A 19,250-nucleotide genomic window follows, 5' to 3' on the forward strand; every position below is an offset into this window, starting at 1 on the left:
CCATTAAAAAGATCTGCGACTTAAACTTACATCCAGCGCAATCGTTTAACATCCATAAAGAGATGCTCACTTGCGCACTACCCCCAATGAAATGAAAATGTAAGGATTAACCATGTCAGGACTGCGCACCCTAGGCGAGTTCATTGTCGAAAAACAAGCGGATTTCCCCCACGCTAGCGGTGATCTATCATCCCTTTTAGCCTCCATTCGTTTAGCTGCAAAAATCGTTAACCGCGAAATCAACGCAGCGGGTCTCGGTGATATCACTGGTGCTGTAGGCACGGAAAATGTCCAAGGTGAAGACCAGCAAAAGCTCGATGTTTACGCGAACGATAAGTTCAAAGCCGCGCTTGAAGCTCGTGACCAAGTGTGTGGCGTTGCCAGTGAGGAAGAAGACGAAGCGGTTGCTTTCAACAAAGAGCTCAACCAAAACGCCAAATATGTGGTACTGATGGACCCACTTGATGGTTCTTCTAACATCGATGTGAACGTCTCTGTCGGTACTATCTTCTCTATTTATCGCCGTGTTTCACCTATTGGCACACCAGCGACAGAAGAAGATTTCCTTCAGCCTGGTCATAAGCAAGTTGCCGCTGGTTACGTGATTTACGGTTCATCAACCATGTTGGTTTACACCACGGGTAACGGCGTAAACGGCTTTACTTACGACCCATCTATCGGCAGCTTCTGCCTTTCTCATGAAAACATGATGATTCCAGAAGAAGGCAAGATTTATTCGATCAACGAAGGTAACTACATTCGCTTCCCTCAAGGGGTGAAGAAGTACATCAAGTACTGCCAAGAGAATGTGCCAGAAGACGGTCGTCCATACACTTCTCGCTACATTGGCTCATTGGTTGCTGATTTCCACCGCAACTTACTGAAAGGTGGTATCTACCTTTACCCTAGTACGCAAAGCCATCCTCAGGGCAAACTGCGTCTACTTTATGAATGTAACCCAATGGCGTTCTTAATTGAGCAAGCGGGCGGTATTGCATCAGACGGCGTCAATCGCATCATGGATATCAAACCAACCGAATTGCACCAACGTGTGCCTTTCTTTGTTGGTTCTAAGAACATGGTTCGCAAAGTTGAAGAGTTCCTTGAACTGCACCGCGACGAAGAATAATTTCAGACCTTTGTCCAACGCGGCAGGTGTTTACCTGCCGCGTTTTTGTCGCTAAAGTGAAACGCGAATTTATCATCAGATGAAGCCGCTTCAGTGTGACTCATCGTTAATGAAAAGGAATATTCTAATGAGCTTAAACCATGTGCCAGCAGGCAAGTCACTGCCTGAAGATATCTATGTCGTGATCGAAATTCCTGCAAATGCAGATCCAATCAAGTACGAAGTAGATAAAGACTCTGGTGCGGTATTTGTTGACCGTTTCATGTCTGCACCGATGTTCTACCCATGTAACTATGGCTACGTGAACAATACGCTGTCTCTTGATGGCGACCCAGTTGACGTACTGGTACCAACACCATACCCACTTATGCCAGGTTCAGTGATTCGCTGCCGTCCTGTTGGCGTTTTGAAGATGACGGATGAGTCAGGTGAAGACGCAAAAGTGTTTGCGGTTCCACACACCAAAATCTCGAAAGAGTACGATCACATCCAAGATGTGGACGATATCCCAGAACTACTGAAAGCGCAGATCACGCAATTCTTTGAGCGTTACAAAGAGCTTGAAGCAGGTAAATGGGTGAAAGTGGATGGTTGGGCAGATGTTGCTGCCGCTAAAGCTGAAATCCTAGAATCTTACGAGCGCGCTCAGAAAAAATAAGCATCACTGCTGCTGATACAAAATTAAAAAGAGCAGCTTTAGGGCTGCTCTTTTGCTTTTCATCTTGTGTAAGTCAACTAGATAGGTGCGCCTGCAGATGACATTCGGCCAGCGTCATAGTCATGCTGAAAGAAAGGGTCTAGGTCATCACAAATACCAAAATACGGACGCCCGATAACACCAAGCATATACGCGCTTTGTTCACAATACTCTTGCTTCCCTTGCTGATAACCCGTTTGATAGGCAATGATCAGTTCAGGCGTAGCATGATTAGTACCATCCAGTGCAGCGATACGATCTTCAGATAAAACTCTTAATCCATCTAAGGCAGACTGCTTACCAAACGCTTGCCAGTCGGTAGCATTACTCGAGGTCGGCAGGGTTGTTTGCGCGCATGCGGCAAGAATCAACGCCATTGATCCAATTACGAATACCTTCATCATGACTCCTTAGTGACCAGCTCGTCGCTATTGATAATGTCAGTATAGCTCACACCTTTTGACACCAATCTCCGGAAGCGATTTCTTCGGTCAGTTGTTCAGTATCTTGATACAAGTAGATCCAAGCTTGGCCAAATGGCGTGACGATGCTCTCTCGACGATACTCTACTGGCACATCTTCCAACTTATCTAGCTCGGATAAGGTTTCATCATCAATCAGATACACTTCACCTTGTATCGAACGCTGCCCAACAGACAACGCGGGATAAGGACCTAAGTCATACAGTGCGAACTGAGCATCCGTTTCATGCTGACCAAGAAACTGGGCCGAGCTCAGAAAGTGATGATTACACTCTCCTTTACGCAAGGTCCCATATACAAAAACTAAATGCTGCATAACCACTCCTTAGTCATGAACTTTATGTACGCAGGTGAACAAGCTCTAATCGAACTCAAATTGATAGAGTAGGTCAACCGCACTATCTACACCAGAAACCGCCTCTAAATACAGATCTTGCATCAATCGATAACGCACTGTGAACTCGCCTAGTGAGTTAAAGATGCCGACGCCGTATTTCACCTGTAATCCCGGCAGAATGTAACCACTGACGGTCACTTGAGAATCATCGCCCGACCCCGCTGTATCCAATTGTAAATCTTGAACCCCAAAGGCTTCGCCGATTTCACCAACCACGCGTCCACTCTTTGCCAAACTTAGGCCGATCAACGTGGTCGTCATAGCATTGCCTCCCGCTTCGCCATCAATGTCTTGACCGCGAAGTAGGTAAGAGAGCGCATTCGCTTGAGGCATCGCTGGCTCAGAGAATATCTCCACATTTGGATCCGATGCTGGTCCTGTTACACGCACACCAGCAATCACGTCATCTTGGGTATTATCTGGATTTCGAATCGCCTTAATAGAAACGTACGGCTGATCTGCCGGGCCATTCATTAAGATCTTACCCTCTTCAATCACCAAATCCTGACCAAAAGAGCGGTAAGAACCGTCGACGATATTAACCTCACCAACGATGAACGGACCTTTATCTTTCTGTGTCACATTGAGGTTACCTTTCAGACCACCTTTCAAGCCAAAGGCGGCCAGTTGAAAGTCATCACCGATCTTAATGTTGATATCCGTTTCAACATCAAATGGCATTGGCTCGATATCACTCACAGGCTGTAAGTTCTGGTCCAAAATCACGGTGTCGCTTGAAACACCAACCGCACTTGGTGGCAGCTCTTCAACCACAACTCGTCCCCAAGGCAGATTAATATTACCTTCGACTTTAGCAAGCTGTGGTGTGACATCAATAGTCATGTCCGGCTCAACTTTGATTTTTACCATTGGTGGAAGATCCACCTGAAGCTCTTTCGCAAATACGCGCGCTTTGGTATGCCAATTTTGTAGATCCTGCCAATCGGCCTCACCGGTCACTTCCAACTCACCATCTGGCGTCATGATACCCGCATCAAGATCCGCTTGGTGACCTTTAAAGTTGATCGCGACCTGACCGGAGTTAATGTCTATCGGCGTGACTTCACCTTGTAGCTTCATTTGATCAATCAAGAACTGACCGTTGACTTTAGGGTGCATAACATCACCAGATATCGCCAAATCAGTATTCATGTTCGCTTTGAATAGGCTGTACTCACCTATCAACGGCGCTAAGAAATCCAGATGGAATGTCGATAGCGAGACCTTACCGTCAATCTCAGGCTGCTCAGACGTTACATCGACCAAAGAAACCTGACCTGATAAGTCACCATTGTCTCTCACATCAAATAACCACTCAGCATCTAACTTGTCTTTTGCCAGCGCCGCTTTAAAGCTAAAGCTTTCCCAACCAAGAGTTATCGGCTGCTCTAGTGCTTGCTCTACTTGACCTTTAGGCATATCAACGTTCACCGTGACTTCCGGCTTCATCTCTGGTGCCCATTTTGCTGTCGCTTGCGCGTTGACCGACCCTTGTAATTTCGTCTCTGGCGGCAGGAACTGCTTGATTTGTTCAAAGTCAAAGTCGTTCACAGCTAACTTGGCTTCGCCACTTTGACCAACACTAATATCTTCGGTCAAACAAACACTCGAATTGGCTTGCAGCCAACAATGTGCTTGAACATCAGCGATTTGTTTATCAATGTTGACTTTAACCGCCGTCGATTTCTGCAACGCCCAAGGTCCCTGCGGCGTGCTCAAAGTAAGACGACGCAATGCACCATCCCAGATCATTTGCGGCTTCTGTATGAATGAGCCTTCAATTTCTAAGCTGGTTGATACAATGTCAGACACCACATCTAGCGTCAGTTGGTGCAGTTTTTCATCCCCAGAAACTTCAAGGTCTGCACTATCAACTTTAATGTCGTCGTAGGTAATGTTGTTCGCAATGAGGCTTAAATTCGCTTTCGGTGCTGGCAGAGGCGTCACATCCCCCTTCAAAGTTATGTTTTCGACGTTCGCTTGCTGCTGCCAGTTCACTTGGTTTAGCGCTAGGTCTAATTTGATGTCAGGCTCTTTCAAGCTACCACGCAGCGCCACGTTGCCTTGCATCTTACCCGCTAGATCCGGAACACTTTTCGAAAAATCGGGGAAGTTAACCTCAACATCCATTAATATCTGTTTATCAATCTTACCCTTGGCACTCAATTGGTTAGGGCCATGAGAAAGCGCTAAACCTTGCGTGGTAAGCTGAATGTCTTCACCTTTGCCATTCTTATCAGACGCTTCCAGTTGGCCTTCCACATTCAGCGGATAGCCGCGCAAAATGCCATCGATATCTAACTTAGGTAAACTGACTTGCCAACCGCCTTGTTCTGTTAAAGAACCTGAAGTCGAGAGGCTGCCACTGATATCGCCTTCCGCTTCTTCCCATTGAATCCCTGGTTGAATATGTTGCAAATTAAGGTCAGCTTGCCAGTTGATTGGCGCAGCCCAATTCGCCATCACCTGACCGGATAGCTCGCCGCCCAATGTTTTGACTACCAGGCTTTCAAGATCGATTTGCTCTAATGTGCCTTTGCCGTTTAGTACAACATCTACAGCAGGAATATCTTTACCCGAAGCTTGTGTTTCTAGTGCCACGGTGTATCCGTCCAGGGAACCTTTTGCAGATAAACTTGGTACCGATACTTGATAATCACTTTGACCGATTAACGGCCATTGCGCTTGCACATTTTTGATTGCAACATCAAAGGGTAACTGAGCTTTCAGGGGCTGAAGTTCACCTTTGATCTCCGCTTCGACTAGTTCAGATAAGGTCGCAGTGAGAGAAAGGTCTCCCACCGTGCCAGCAGCTGACAGAGACAGCTTTTGCCCTTTCGCATCCGCTTGCTTCACCAGCGCATCGAGCTGAGCTTCGAGAGGATAGTCAGCAGAAAGCGTTACTTGCGTGCTTAACTTACCTTCCACTTCAGGCATATCGAGCTCTAATGTTTTCACATCAACACGGTCGCCCCCCGCTTTCGCTACAGCACCAAGGTGGTGAACGATCACCGGCTTCTCACCTGCAAGCTTGAAGTTATGAACATCGAGGCGTCTTGCTTCCACAGTGAGTGGAATCCACACCTCAGGTAACACAATATCTTGCGGCGGAACGTCAGCGTCTTTCGGCTCGTCGGTGGCGGCTTCAGGTTCAGCTTCACTTGGAGCCAGTGCAACATTGATGTCTTTTAATGCCGTCGGCGCAATCACTAAACGGTCGCCTTGCATAGAAAGCCCGGTAGAGAAATCTTGCCAGTCAATTTGGTTGCCCAAAATGTTTAAGTTAATGTCATCAAAACTGACCTTATTAACAAAAATAGGGACTGGTGTACTGACTGTACGTAATGGCGGTGTCTCCTCTGGCTCTTCGCCTGCCGGAGGGAGCTCTGGCATCTGAAAGTTAACACCTTGCAGGGTTAGCTCATCGACACAGACTTTAGGATCAAAGAAACAACGGAAGTTAACCGCTAACGCTAAACGATCGACTTTTGCGTCGATGTTCAAAGATTCGTCGACAAAACTGACGTTCTGTAGCTCAAAACGAGGAAATAATGAACCCTGAACTTTCTCTATCTGTAGTTGCGGTAAAGCCTTTTCTGCTCCCCACAACGCGAGCTTAAGACCAGGGTGAGTAAATAGCACTGTCGCAACAAAAATGATGAGCAACAGCAATAGACCAATCAAACTTAGCGACAGCCATTTGGTCCACTTAAACATCATTTTGATCATAACTCAGGCCCCAATGAGAAGTGGATGCGGAACTCTCTTTCTGGTTTTTCATCCAGTCCCCACGCAAAATCAAAGCTAACCGGTCCAACCGGAGACGCCCAACGGATACCCACACCAGCACCCGATTTCCATTCAGGTGTTTCATTAAATGCATCACCAATATCGTAGAAGGTGGCTGCCCACCAGTTTCCATACACGCGATATTGATACTCTAATGTGCTGCTGACGATGTATTTACCACCCGTCAAGGCGCCACTTTCATCCACAGGTGAAATAGACTCGTATCCATAACCACGAATGTTGTTATCACCACCAGCGAAGAAACGCAGGGAAGGTGAAAGCTTTTCAAATTCGTCAGTGATGTTCGCACCACCTTCTAAGCGGAACAAACCACGATGATTATCACCGATCCCGCGGATCCAAGATGATCGCCCTAATAGGCGCAATACTCGCGTTTCTGACAGCAAAGCAGGATCACCATATTCGATCGTTACACTTTGCTTATCCCCCCACATTGGCATGTTGCCACCACGGACACGAGTTCGTGAAAAAGTGGCTCCGGGTAAAACAAATTGCACCCCATCATCTTGCAGACCTTGAGAGAAGTTTTCGTACAAGTGACGAACATAAATAGTTTTATGCCAGCCGCCATCGGTTAGCCAATGTCGTTCAACTGCCAGGTTGGATTCCAAACTCTCCGTATCTCGGTTATCAAGGTGCTTTAAACCAAATTGCAGTTGGTAGTATTCACGCAATACATCATCAAGCGGGATTTTGTAGCCTGCCGTGATCGTCTGTTCTGGCTTTGATAGTGATAACGCCGTATTAAAGCTGTGACCACGTGAACTAACCCATGGTTTTTTCCATTTTAACGTGCCACGCACACCAGTATCGGTCGAGTAACCAAGGCCGGTTTCTATTTGGTTTTTTGACGCTGGCGCGAGCGAGACCTTAATTGGCAATTCGCGTCCCTCATCCAATTTACTTAAATCAGGCTCCACAAAAACCGATGAAAACCAATCGGTATTAGACAGGTTTTGGTTGTACTCTCCCACTTGCGAAACTAAGTAAGGTTCACCAATTTCAAAAGGTCGCATTGATTCAACACGGTTTTCCCAAATCTGACTGCCAGTAATGTTAATCGGACCAAAGTGATAACGAATACCACTGTCATAATGCAAACGCACATTCGCTTCATTGAAGTCAGGAATCACTTCAAGTTTGCTGAGCTTGTAATCACCATTAAAATAACCACGCTGCAACGCCAAGTTACGAATACCCGATTTCAGGCTATCGTATTCACCTTGATTCAATACTTTGCCGACTTTAAGCGGTGAACGTTCAATAAGTTTGGCGAACTCTTCATCGTCTTTTGCTTCACCTGTGATCACTACATCCATGACTTTCACTTTCACAGGTAAACCCGGCTTGATGCTGACGATCAACTCATCATTCCCTTCCGGAATAGAGTATGAAATTTTTGCATGATAATACCCAAGCGCATTAAGAGCTTCAGTGATACTTTGATCTAATCTCGCTTGAAAACGCAGAGAAGTGGAGTAGTCCTTCGTTGGAATGGACGACAGGTACGCACTGACATTCTCTTCTAAAGCGCCATCGATGCCTTTTAAAGTCAAAGAAACATCGGCATAGGCACCATGAGAAAAGGCAAACAGGCCAACAATGGTGAGGAGAGCTTTTTTTATCATGCTTTTTTGGCTGAATGAGGTTAAGTAAACGTAAATAATGATAACGCCAATTAAAGTCTAAGTCTGTAATATTAATAGGTTTAACGCGGTCTATGTCATCACAGCATCAGATACAGACGAAATGAAAAAGTTCGCAAATTTAAGACACGTATTGAAGGACAAATACCATGCTCAACAAACAAACATTGATCAGTATAGAAGATGCCTTGCCAGGTAGAGATCAACCGATGCAGGTTGAAGATCATCATTTTGTAAATAAATCTAACTTAAAGGCACCATTGGAGCCGCATCAACAACAAATTCTGCTGGGAATGGGCTGCTTTTGGGGTGCTGAGCGCGTATTTTGGCAACTGGATGGGGTTATCTCCACTTCGGTTGGCTACGCCGGTGGATATACACCCAATCCTACTTATGAAGAGGTGTGTACGGGTAAAACAGGCCATACAGAGGTAGTACGAGTCGTCTTCGATGAACGCGTGATTTCCTTAGAAAAACTACTGGCCGTTTTTTGGGAGAAACATGACCCAACCCAGGGGATGCGTCAAGGTAACGATTTGGGCACACAATACCGTTCGGCTATTTACACTTATTCCGCGAAGCAGCAAGAGAGCGCAGAAAAATCGAAGCTCTTGTATCAACAAGCACTGCAAGAGGAACTACGCGCGAATATCACCACTGAGATACAGCCAGCGGGCCCGTATTATTTTGCCGAAACTTACCACCAGCAATACCTGGCTAAAAACCCTGACGGTTACTGCGGTATCGGTGGTACAGGTGTTTGCTTTCCACCCAGCTTACAAAGTTAGTTCCTAGGACTAACTGAAACCAAAAAGAGCGACCTATTCGGTCGCTCTTTTTTGAAATCGAAAACTAAATTCAAGCCAACGGGCTCTTAAACAGACAGCGAAGCAATCACTTGGTTAACTTCTTTAAAGATGGTGAGTCTTTTCTGATCGTTGACGTCAGGGAGCAAAACTTTGCCATTGTCGAACTGAAAACATCCAACCCCAGCAATAAAGAATTGACCTTTGAACAACGTTTTAACGAAACGTGCCACTTGTAATGGTCGGTATACAGCAAACTCACGTAGCATAACTCACCTCAATTCCTTTGAGAAAACACGGATTGCTTATTTATCCTCTGCAATCTTGATGCGCAATCTGCGACGAGGTTCATTTTAGCAAATTCTAAATATAACGCAATATTACACCACCCCATACGTTAAATAAATGTTATCAACAGTTCTACAAATTTCCTAGATCTGGATATATACTGGAAAACTTCCAACTCGTACGGAATATAACAATATGAAAACTAAGACTCTCCTACCTCTACTATTGGCTATAACGCCAAGCTTTGCGTTTGCACACAACCTATCTGTCGGTGAGACCGTTCCTTCTGCCAAGGTCGCGGCTTATGGCGAGATTGTTTTGCAAGGTGAGGGCGTGGCATACCAACCATGGGCAACCCAGCATATGCAGGGTAAGGTCCGTGTTATTCAAGCAATCGCAGGTCGTAGCAGTTCAAAAGAAATGAACGCTCCTTTGATGTCAGCAATAACCGCCGCGCAATTCCCGCAAGAAAGCTACCAAACAACGACGATCATTAACCAAGATGATGCAATCTGGGGGACAGGTTCGTTCGTGAAATCTTCAGCCCAAGACAGCAAAAAAGAGTTTCCTTGGTCATCTATGGTTCTGGATGAAAATGGCGTAGTCGCCAACACTTGGGCTCTTAAAGAAGAAAGCTCGGCCATTATTGTTCAAGACAAAACAGGCAAAGTGCTGTTTGTAAAAGAAGGCGCACTTAAGCAAGATGAAATTGCAAAGGTGATCGAGCTAATTAAACAGAACATCTAGTCTCGTTGCTTGGCTCCTTAATATCCGTAGTACGCAGTATAAGGAGCCATGCGACCAAACTTAAAGCTTGAGACTTCTGTTGCCCCTAGTTTAACGCTCAGTGATTCCACCAAGGAGACTGTCTCAGATTCGGCGACATCGCATGTGTTGACGTAAATTTTCCCACTAGCCAACAAAAGAGTGAACTTTTACTCATTATGGGTGTTATATTATAACAGTCGGTAAGAGGAGCTCAGATGTACCACCACCAGCAAAAGATACGGAAGCATTGGCATCGCACTGTTTTATTTTTCAGTGCCGCGTTGCTGATCGCTTGGAACTTTGCGGTAATCCTTCATCAAGTTGATCTGACTCCCGAACACCACACACACCATCATTGCCAGCTATTTTCTGGGGTTCAGCACGGCATAGCCAAAGCTCAACCGACCCTATCGACGCCAACATTTACGCGCATCCAATACCATGATGTCTTTCAGCGCCTTGTTAATAGTGAAGACATTCGTGGTGCAGCTCGTGCCCCGCCTTATTTTGCTTAATTTCCAAACTATTCCACACTCAACATAATTTGTGCGTATTCCTGCACCTCACGTGTCAACGAATCGCACCTTAGTAAATACAAATCTGATCCGGTATTGCTCGGGTTAGTGCCAGCAAAATTAGGAAACACAAAATGTCATCGAAACATGTTTTAGCGCTTGTCATTGGTCTCTCTTTATCGACAGCAGCAAATGCGGACGAATACCGCCAGCACGGTGCTCATGTGCATGGTCACGTCGAATTTAATATCGCCCAAGATGGAAAGGATCTGTTAGTGGAGATTACTGCTCCCGGTGCCGATGTGGTCGGTTTCGAGCATGCTCCAGAAAATGAACAACAAGAGCAAGCACTTAAACAAGCCATTGCCACCCTAGAAGACAGCAACACACTGTTTGCTATTAACGCGCAAGCCAATTGTGATATTGAAGAAGCTTACGTAAACCATAACCTCAGCAACCCTCATGAAGACCATGATCATAGCGAGCACGACCATGATGACCATGCAAATCACGATCATGAAGGGCACGAACACCATGATCACCACAATGAACATCATGATGAACATGAGCACCATGACGGTCACGATACTCACCATGAGGAGCATGAAAATGGCGGACATGGTGAGTTTTCGGTGCAATATCGCTTCAGCTGTGACCAAGTTAACCAACTCAGTCACATTCAAACCGACTGGTTTAATCAATTTCCAACGACTGAGTCAATCAACGTCAATATATTCACTGACACCATGCAATCAGCCACCAAACTGAGCAAAGATAACTCCCAAATCGTAATCAAATAACACGAGTGGCGTGTAAGTACACACTTACACGCCAATGCTTTGGTGATTTAGTATGACTGAAATCATGTCAAACGTTGTTGAGCTAAATAATGCCCAGTTTGTCTGGCCCGGTTCAACACACGCAACCATTCATATTCCACAGTTACACATTGCCCAAGGTGAGCACGTATTTATCAAAGGTCCCAGTGGCTGCGGTAAATCTACGCTGCTTGCCCTACTAACTGGCATCAACACGTTAACATCAGGCTCTCTATCCGTACTGAATACTGACCTTGTTAGTTTAAGTGCAAGTCAAAGAGACAAATTTCGCGCCGATCACATTGGCTATATCTTTCAGCAGTTCAATTTATTGCCTTATTTAAACGTGTTTGAAAACGTACTACTGCCTTGCCAATTCAGTCAAACACGACGTGGCCGCGCGCTTTCAAGAACGTCATCTCAAACGTTAGAAGAGCAAGCTCAAGCTCTGCTTGAAAGGCTCCACCTACCCAGCGAGCTTCATGCTCGTCCGGTATCGGAACTGAGCATTGGCCAACAACAACGTGTTGCGGCTGCACGAGCACTCATTGGGTATCCGGGGTTAGTGATTGCTGACGAGCCAACCTCCGCTCTAGACCACGATAACCGTAAAGCGTTTATTGAACTCCTGATGGAGCAAACGAATCAAGCCAACGCTACGCTGATCTTCGTCAGTCACGATCCAACGCTTGAGCCCTTATTTGACCGCACACTTAACCTACCAGATATTAACCAAGCATCTAACCTAGGAGCCGCATCATGAGCGCTGTTGCAAAGCTCGCGTGGAAGAGCTTAATCAATCGTAAGGCGACGGCAATATTAACCATCATGACAGTCGCGATTTCTGTCGTACTCCTTTTAGGAGTAGAACGCATTCGTACTCAGGCAAAAGATAGCTTCGCCAATACAATTTCAGGCACCGACCTCATCATTGGTGGCCGTTCTGGACAAGTGAACTTGCTGCTCTACTCTGTATTTCGCATTGGCAATGCCACCAACAACATTGACTGGAAGAGCTACCAAGAGTTTGCCAATCATCGAGCAGTAGATTGGGCGATTCCAATCTCACTTGGCGACTCGCACAAAGGGTTCCGAGTCATGGGAACCAACCACAGCTATTTTGAACACTATAAATTCGGAAGTAAGCAATCACTAACCTTTTCAGAAGGCCGAGAATTCAATGGCTTATTTGAAACCGTGCTCGGTTCTGATGTCGCAAAACAGCTGGGGTATCACGTCGGTAGTGAAATCATCATTGCCCACGGCATTAGTGATGTAGGCTTTAGCCGACATGACAACCTGCCATTCAAAGTTGTCGGGATTCTTGCGCCCACAGGCACGCCAGTCGACAAAACCGTTCATGTCTCGCTAGAAGCTATCGAAGCGATTCACGTCGGATGGGAAAGCGGTGCACGTTTAGGCCCAACACCCAAAGCACAAGATCTCAAAAACAGAGACTTTCAGCCCAAGCAAATTACCGCGATGCTGGTCGGTTTGAAATCTCGTATTCAAACTTTCGCCCTACAAAGGCAAATCAACACTTATCCCAAAGAACCGCTTAGCGCGATTATGCCCGGGGTTGCGTTGCATGAACTGTGGGGAATGATGTCTGTTGCCGAGCAAGCCTTAATGGCAGTGTCTGGCTTTGTGGTGATTGCAGGATTACTCGGCATGCTAAGCAGCTTATTAACTAGCTTACAGGAGCGCCGCCGTGAAATGGCGATTTTGCGCGCTATGGGAGCAAGACCTCGTCATGTTTTCTCATTGTTGATCAGCGAAGCCAGTCTACTTACTGCTGCCGGAATTGTGACCGGAGTGGCAGGGCTGTATGCCATTCTCGCCATCGTGCAACCCATCATTCAACAGCATTATGGAATACATCTGACTTTAAGCCTCTTATCGCCCTATGAATGGATGCTATTAGGTTTCGTACAATGCGCTGGAATTGTAATTGGTTTCATCCCGGCTTTTCGCGCCTACCGACAGTCACTAAGTGACGGAATGACAATAAGGATTTAATAAAATGTGGAGAAAAATACTCGCAAGTTGCTTGCTGATCGTCTCATTTATAGCACCAGTACTCGCAAGCGAGGAGCCATTAACGCTCGACTGGATTGATCTAGTACCTGAGAAAGAACGCAAACTGTTCGACAGTATGGGCATGCCAGCTTCTGATCACAGTGGCGGCGCAGCGCAACAGTCTAAAATTGGTAACGTTCGACCAGAGCTAAATGGAAGCCAAGTTAAAATCCCAGGCTTTGTCATCCCGCTTGAAGGTGACGCGAATACCGTCACCGAGTTTTTGTTGGTGCCATACTTTGGAGCTTGTATCCACGTACCACCACCGCCACCAAACCAAATCATTTACGTGAAGTTTCCCAAAGGCGCACCCGTTCAAGAACTGTGGGACGTCATATATGTGGTTGGGGAGTTGAAAACCGAAACGATAAGCCACGAGCTGGCTGAAACGGCTTACGTTATTGAGGGATCGAAAATAGAAGCCTACGACGATATGTAGTTTAAGTCGTTGACATGCATCGGTACACCTAAGGCGTCACATCGGCGCCTTTTTTAGTTCTGTGTTACACGATATAACGAGACAAATACGCTAATACGCCAACATAAATAACCAAAAGAAACGCTATCGACAGGTGCTTTTTTAATTTACCTGCTTCTGAGAACTTCATTGTCCCTCCAAAATAACGATAACAATTTTAACAACTCATTATCATTTTGGATAGCCCTATTCGTTCAAAAACTGAGAACTCCTATCTGGTCGCCTGGTTAGATAAGGTGTAAATTTAAACAAGCGAACAGCGCAGTTCTTGGTAGGAAAATTAATGGCAGAACCGACAAAGCAACCTGTTGTCATCGAACATCAGTCAAACGCACAAAAAAATACGCAACAAGAAAAAAAGCAGGGCTACATCAAAGACAGTGCCAGCAAGGTAAAAACCATTGCCCAAATACACAGTCTTGATGCCTTACTGCAAACCGATCCACCAGCCAAATCCGCGCTTGAAAGAGCCCAACTGCGTGAACAGAGACGCCAAGAACAGCGACAAAAAAACCTAGAGCAGATTTTAAAGCTAGCACACAGTTCATGCCGAGATGAAACTGCCGGAGAGCCCGACCAAGACTGGTTGTATCGTTTTTTTGAAATGGCTCAAGACATCCATAACAGCGCGATGCAAAAGTTATGGGCTCAAGTGATGAAGCGTGAAGTGACAAACCCAGGCTCGACGTCTATGAAAGCGCTCAAAATCCTCAAAGATATGTCACCAAAAGAAGCGCAAACTCTGCAAAGAGCCGCCTCTCTGGCGTGCAGTTTTGGAGGGGATCACAGTCGCAAGCTGTTAATTGGTTATAAAGCGCAAGGAGGAATATTTAGCTTCGGCAAACGAGACATCGCCAACAGCTTAAACATGGGAAGTTTTCAGCTGCCCTATTCAAGTTTGTTGCTGTTGATTGAACTAGGGTTACTGCATAGTACCGAGCTTGAATCTGGCGAAATTGGTATCGAGACGCCATTGATCCTCACCTACCAAGGTAAAAACTTGTCGCTGAACGTGAACAGCAAAGGCGTCCGCCTTTTATATTACCGCTTCACGCCAACAGGCAATGAGCTCTGTACCTTGCTCGGTAACAAACCACATGCCGACTACTACGACCAAATGCTTGCGCTTTTAAATCATAGATTTAGTGTCCATAGTGACGCTAAAAGTACGGTTCATCATACCGTGTAGGCAGTTCGAGAAGCATTTGACCACCCATGATCTAAATGCTTCTTAAGCCGCTCAAAGAGCTTGAGGTCACCAATGATCCAAATGCTTATTTATCGGATCACTGCACGCGACTTAAGCGCTTCCAAGCACAAGTCCACCAGCTCATCGACGCTTTTTTCGCCCGCTGGTAAATCGACTTCCGGATTCTTCGGTGCTTGATATTCAGAATCAATACCAGTGAAGTTAGGAATTTCTCCCGCACGTGCTTTGCGGTACAAACCTTTAGGATCGCGACCTTCGCAGACTTCTAGAGATGCATTGACGAACACTTCGATAAACTCACCTTCTGGCAATAAGTCGCGCACTAGCTGTCGCTCTGCACGATGCGGTGAAATGAACGCCGACAACACAATTAAGCCTGCATCCGCCATCAGTTTAGCCAGTTCACCAATACGACGAATGTTCTCGCGACGATCCTGTTCAGAAAAGCCCAAATCGCTACACAGGCCATGTCGCACATTGTCACCATCCAATAAATAGGTGTGGTAACCCAATGTTGCAAGGCGATTTTCCAACGCCCCTGCTATGGTTGATTTACCCGCTCCAGATAAGCCAGTAAACCACAATACGGCAGGTTTTTGCTTCTTTAATTCAGCACGAAACTGTTTATCGACCGAATGCTGGTGCCAAACAATATTTTCATCTTTTACCGTCGTTTCGGCAGTCATAACGTATCCTTGTAAATATCGGAATTAAAACGGGAAGAAGACCGGAATCAAAGTAAGTACTAATACAGAGTACACAATCGAAATCGGCACACCAATTCTCACATAGTCGGTCAATTTATAATTTCCTACGCTGTACACCAGCAAGTTGGTTTGATAACCGTAGGGAGAAATAAAGCTCGCACTGGCGCCAAACAAGACCGCCATAATGAATGGCATCGGATCAACGCCATAACCGACCGCCATGCTATAGCCAATAGGAAAAGAAAGCGCAGCCGCGGCATTATTCGTCACCAGTTCAGTAAGAACTAATGTCATGATGTAAGTTGCGACCAAGGCTCCAAACACGCCCCAGCCATTGAACGCTTCAATAAACATCGCTCCCATTCTCTCTGACAAGCCGGAAGAGATCATCAATTGAGCGATGGACAAAGCAGAGCCGACAATCACAACGATATCAATTGGGAAACGGCGGCGCAGTTCTGAAATCTGTACAATGCCAAACGCGATAAGTGCGATAAGATACGCGGCAAGGCCTTTAATAATTGGTACTAGCTCTAATAACGCACACCCAATTACGGCAGCAAAGCCCAGTAGTACGATGGAGGACTTATTCGTATCAAGCCGAGCGCTAGAGTCCAAATCATGCACTAAAACAAACTCTTTACGATGAGCTCGGCGCTCCGATTCAAAACGCTTGCCCGGAACCAGAACTAACGTGTCACCTGGCGCTAAGGTAATGCTACCCAAACCGCCCTCTAAGCGCTCATGGCCACGACGAATAGCGACAACAACGGCATCAAAGCGATCGCGGAATCGGCTCTCTTTGAGTGTTTTATAGCAAAACGTCGCGGATGAGCTCACCACAACTTCGATAAAGTTTTGCCCATTCAAGTGCTGCTGACCAAACAGCTTGAGGCCCGGAATTTCTTGCAGGGTCGCGACGCTCTCAACATCACCACAAAACAACAATCGGTCTTTCGCATTGAGTACGAAATCCGGTCCTACAGAGGAAACCGTCACGCCATCTCGTACAACCTCCGCAAGAAACAGTTTGCGCAGCGCACGTAAATTATTCTCGCTGACCGTGCGCCCAACTAACGGTGAACCAGGCTCTACGCGAGACTCAAGAAAGTACGGTAAATCTTCTTGGTTTTGATCATCATAATTCGGTAGCAAGTAGCTCAGTGGGATAAGAATCAGCATCCCTCCCACCAGCACAGCCAAACCTATCATAGTAGGTGTAAAAAAGCTCAGGCTCGGTAAGCCTGCGTCTTCGACAAAGCTGTTGATGATTAAGTTAGTCGACGTACCAATCAAAGTTAATGTGCCACCAAAAATGGCGGCGTAAGACAATGGGATAAGTAATTTCGAAGGTGCATGCTGCTGATTACGCTTAATCGCCCCAATCAATGAGACAACCACAGCGGTATTATTCGTAAATGAAGAGAGCAAGGCCGTTGATACACCGAGCTTAGCGATCACACTGCCTAACTGGCCTTCAGAAATACTACGGCTCACCCAACTGATTAGTAACGTTTTTTCTAAAGCACACGATGCAAGAATCAACAGAACCAGAGTCAATAACGAAGAGTTGGTAAAGTTGGATGCGATCGTGGCTGAATCCATCATTCCCGCCATAAATGCAATAAAAGCGGCACCCGCAAAGACATAACTAGGCTTAATTTTTGTGACAAGCAAACAAGTGATAATGCCAAGCAAAATCGCTAATACAAACCCTTGTTCCCACATAGCCTTTCCTTACCAAATCGCCCAAAGGGCACAACAACGGCTCATTTATCCGTGAGACACCAGACAAACGAGTAAACAGACCAAAATCAGCGTAAGCGAAAAGAACATCAGAATGCTCGGTTTTCTTGGGCTTCACCGAAGCATTCTGGTATTAGGAGAATAACCTAACTGCATTTCGCAACTCAGTTAGGCAGCGACGCCCCAAGCACAACAACAGACAGAATCAGAGCTTATCGTGCTCGGGCGCGCCAATTACTTTTTCAGCAATTGGCTGACGTCTTTTGCTTCCCAGTGTGGGAAGTGTTTACGCACAAGTGCATTCAGCTCAACTTCAAACGCAGAGATGTCCGTCAAATCGCGCTCAACCACCGCGAGGCTTTCTTTGACCATGCCTGCACCGACCGTCACGTTCGTCAGACGATCGATAATGATGAAGCCGCCGGTATCAGCACAATCTTGGTAATTGTCCAGCGCAACTGACTCATTGAGAGACCATTCACACAAGCCAATACCATTCAATGGCAGCTCTGCCGCACTATGAGTTGATAGGTTGTTGATATCATATTGGTGACGAATCGCTTCAACATGACCTACGGTTTTCTTACCTGCGATTTTGATGTCATAGTCACGACCCGGTTGCAGAGGTTGCTCTGTCATCCATACCACATCGGCAAGCAAGTGGTTTGTGGTTTCCACTTGAGCATTGTCTAGGACAATCAAATCGCCACGGCTAATATCGATCTCATCGCTTAGCGTCAGAGTGACCGCTAACCCAGCACGAGCTTCCTCAATATCACCATCAAACGTAACAATGCGTGCAACAGTTGACGTTTTCCCCGATGGCAATGCTTTGATGGCATCACCGACTTTGATCGAACCTGAAGAAATCGTCCCCGCAAAACCACGGAAATCGAGGTTAGGACGGTTAACGTATTGCACTGGGAAGCGGAACTCACCCGCACCTTTTTCTTGATCCACATCGACCGTTTCAAGAAGTTCAAGCAATGACGGGCCTTTAAACCAGCTTAGGTTTTGCCCTTTATCCACCACATTGTCACCTTCAAGCGCCGAAATCGGGATGATTTGAATATCAATATCCCCGGTCAGGTTCTCAGAAAACTTAAGATACTCATCGCGGATTTCTTCAAAGCGCTCTTGCGAGTAATCCACTAAATCCATCTTGTTGATCGCCACAACAAAGTGTTTCAAACCCAGTAGGTTGGAAATAAAAGAGTGACGACGAGTTTGATCAAGAATGCCTTTACGTGCATCAACTAAGATCACCGCTAAGTCACACGTCGATGCGCCTGTTGCCATATTACGCGTGTACTGCTCGTGTCCAGGAGTATCGGCGATGATGAACTTACGTTTCTGCGTCGAGAAATAGCGGTAAGCCACATCAATCGTGATCCCCTGCTCGCGCTCAGCTTGTAAGCCATCGACCAACAACGCAAGGTCAGGCTTTTCACCCGTGGTGCCCACACGTTGGCTGTCTGAGTGCACTGCCGCTAGCTGATCTTCATAAATTTGTTTTGAGTCATGGAGTAAGCGACCGATTAGTGTACTTTTACCGTCATCTACCGAGCCACAAGTCAAGAATCTAAGTAACGACTTGTACTGGTGTTGTGTTAAATAGCCTTCGATACCAAGCTCGGCTAATTGAGCTTCAACTGCACTGTTCATTATCTTTCC

Annotated in this window: 18 protein-coding genes; 10 read left to right on the forward strand and 8 right to left on the reverse strand. The window is 46.2% G+C overall.

Features of this window, described 5'->3' with window-relative positions:
* The first annotated feature begins 112 nt into the window (after window positions 1-112).
* Both fbp and ppa read left to right on the forward strand, forming a co-directional pair.
* On the forward strand, window positions 113-1,129 hold the full coding sequence (fbp, locus tag FKN16_RS07555; protein WP_005392321.1) for a class 1 fructose-bisphosphatase: 1,017 nt from the start codon (window positions 113-115) through the stop codon (window positions 1,127-1,129).
* Window positions 1,130-1,256: 127 nt separating this feature from the next.
* The gene (ppa, locus tag FKN16_RS07560; RefSeq protein WP_012841160.1) at window positions 1,257-1,787 is read left to right on the forward strand and encodes an inorganic diphosphatase; all 531 of its coding nucleotides are present in this window, start codon (window positions 1,257-1,259) and stop codon (window positions 1,785-1,787) included.
* Window positions 1,788-1,864: 77 nt separating this feature from the next.
* Here ppa and FKN16_RS07565 read toward each other — a convergent pair whose 3' ends face one another.
* Genes FKN16_RS07565 through FKN16_RS07580 form a run of 4 tightly spaced genes read right to left on the reverse strand, consistent with a single transcriptional unit; the run spans window position 1,865 to window position 8,143 of the window.
* Window positions 1,865-2,227: a DUF2799 domain-containing protein gene (locus FKN16_RS07565; protein ID WP_170902407.1), complete on the reverse strand. Its 363-nt coding sequence runs from the start codon at window positions 2,225-2,227 to the stop codon at window positions 1,865-1,867.
* A 49-nt stretch (window positions 2,228-2,276) separates the two neighbouring features.
* Complete coding sequence (locus tag FKN16_RS07570) at window positions 2,277-2,624, reverse strand: gamma-glutamylcyclotransferase (RefSeq protein ID WP_012841162.1); 348 nt, start codon at window positions 2,622-2,624, stop codon at window positions 2,277-2,279.
* A 45-nt stretch (window positions 2,625-2,669) separates the two neighbouring features.
* The gene (locus FKN16_RS07575) at window positions 2,670-6,434 is read right to left on the reverse strand and encodes a translocation/assembly module TamB domain-containing protein (protein ID WP_170902408.1); all 3,765 of its coding nucleotides are present in this window, start codon (window positions 6,432-6,434) and stop codon (window positions 2,670-2,672) included.
* Window positions 6,431-8,143 (reverse strand): autotransporter assembly complex family protein, encoded by a 1,713-nt coding sequence (locus FKN16_RS07580; protein WP_065644947.1) that lies wholly within the window; start codon window positions 8,141-8,143, stop codon window positions 6,431-6,433. The genes FKN16_RS07575 and FKN16_RS07580 overlap by 4 nt, the downstream gene beginning before the upstream one ends.
* 167 nt (window positions 8,144-8,310) lie before the next feature.
* Between FKN16_RS07580 and msrA the strand changes: the two genes are divergently transcribed.
* Window positions 8,311-8,949 (forward strand): peptide-methionine (S)-S-oxide reductase MsrA, encoded by a 639-nt coding sequence (gene msrA / locus FKN16_RS07585; protein WP_005392333.1) that lies wholly within the window; start codon window positions 8,311-8,313, stop codon window positions 8,947-8,949.
* Window positions 8,950-9,035: 86 nt separating this feature from the next.
* Here msrA and FKN16_RS07590 read toward each other — a convergent pair whose 3' ends face one another.
* Window positions 9,036-9,236 (reverse strand): DUF1107 domain-containing protein, encoded by a 201-nt coding sequence (locus FKN16_RS07590; protein WP_012841164.1) that lies wholly within the window; start codon window positions 9,234-9,236, stop codon window positions 9,036-9,038.
* A 214-nt stretch (window positions 9,237-9,450) separates the two neighbouring features.
* Between FKN16_RS07590 and FKN16_RS07595 the strand changes: the two genes are divergently transcribed.
* From FKN16_RS07595 to FKN16_RS07625, 7 genes are all read left to right on the forward strand, one after another.
* Window positions 9,451-10,002 (forward strand): YtfJ family protein, encoded by a 552-nt coding sequence (locus tag FKN16_RS07595; protein ID WP_170902409.1) that lies wholly within the window; start codon window positions 9,451-9,453, stop codon window positions 10,000-10,002.
* A gap of 236 nt (window positions 10,003-10,238) precedes the next feature.
* Entirely contained in the window at window positions 10,239-10,538 is a 300-nt protein-coding gene (locus FKN16_RS07600; RefSeq protein WP_161442493.1) for a DUF2607 family protein, read from the forward strand.
* 134 nt (window positions 10,539-10,672) lie between these two features.
* On the forward strand, window positions 10,673-11,338 hold the full coding sequence (locus FKN16_RS07605) for a DUF2796 domain-containing protein (RefSeq protein ID WP_170902410.1): 666 nt from the start codon (window positions 10,673-10,675) through the stop codon (window positions 11,336-11,338).
* A 52-nt stretch (window positions 11,339-11,390) separates the two neighbouring features.
* Entirely contained in the window at window positions 11,391-12,119 is a 729-nt protein-coding gene (locus FKN16_RS07610; RefSeq protein WP_170902411.1) for an ABC transporter ATP-binding protein, read from the forward strand.
* Entirely contained in the window at window positions 12,116-13,375 is a 1,260-nt protein-coding gene (locus FKN16_RS07615; RefSeq protein ID WP_047009029.1) for an ABC transporter permease, read from the forward strand. The genes FKN16_RS07610 and FKN16_RS07615 overlap by 4 nt, the downstream gene beginning before the upstream one ends.
* Before the next feature lie 4 nt (window positions 13,376-13,379).
* Entirely contained in the window at window positions 13,380-13,874 is a 495-nt protein-coding gene (locus tag FKN16_RS07620) for a DUF3299 domain-containing protein (protein WP_047009028.1), read from the forward strand.
* A 322-nt stretch (window positions 13,875-14,196) separates the two neighbouring features.
* On the forward strand, window positions 14,197-15,102 hold the full coding sequence (locus tag FKN16_RS07625) for a TIGR03899 family protein (protein WP_170902412.1): 906 nt from the start codon (window positions 14,197-14,199) through the stop codon (window positions 15,100-15,102).
* 89 nt (window positions 15,103-15,191) lie between these two features.
* On the opposite strand, the gene cysC is transcribed toward FKN16_RS07625, so the two are convergent.
* From cysC to cysN, 3 genes are all read right to left on the reverse strand, one after another.
* Entirely contained in the window at window positions 15,192-15,809 is a 618-nt protein-coding gene (cysC, locus tag FKN16_RS07630; protein ID WP_139060150.1) for an adenylyl-sulfate kinase, read from the reverse strand.
* Window positions 15,810-15,833: 24 nt separating this feature from the next.
* On the reverse strand, window positions 15,834-17,558 hold the full coding sequence (locus FKN16_RS07635; protein ID WP_170902413.1) for an SLC13 family permease: 1,725 nt from the start codon (window positions 17,556-17,558) through the stop codon (window positions 15,834-15,836).
* 252 nt (window positions 17,559-17,810) lie between these two features.
* Window positions 17,811-19,241, reverse strand: coding sequence for a sulfate adenylyltransferase subunit CysN (gene cysN / locus FKN16_RS07640; RefSeq protein ID WP_046874053.1), 1,431 nt, complete (start codon window positions 19,239-19,241; stop codon window positions 17,811-17,813).
* Between the last annotated feature and the right edge of the window lie 9 nt (window positions 19,242-19,250).

Origin of the sequence: Vibrio sp. 11-4(1) (assembly GCF_013048625.1) — a bacterium.
Classification (GTDB): Bacteria; Pseudomonadota; Gammaproteobacteria; order Enterobacterales; family Vibrionaceae; genus Vibrio; species Vibrio diabolicus.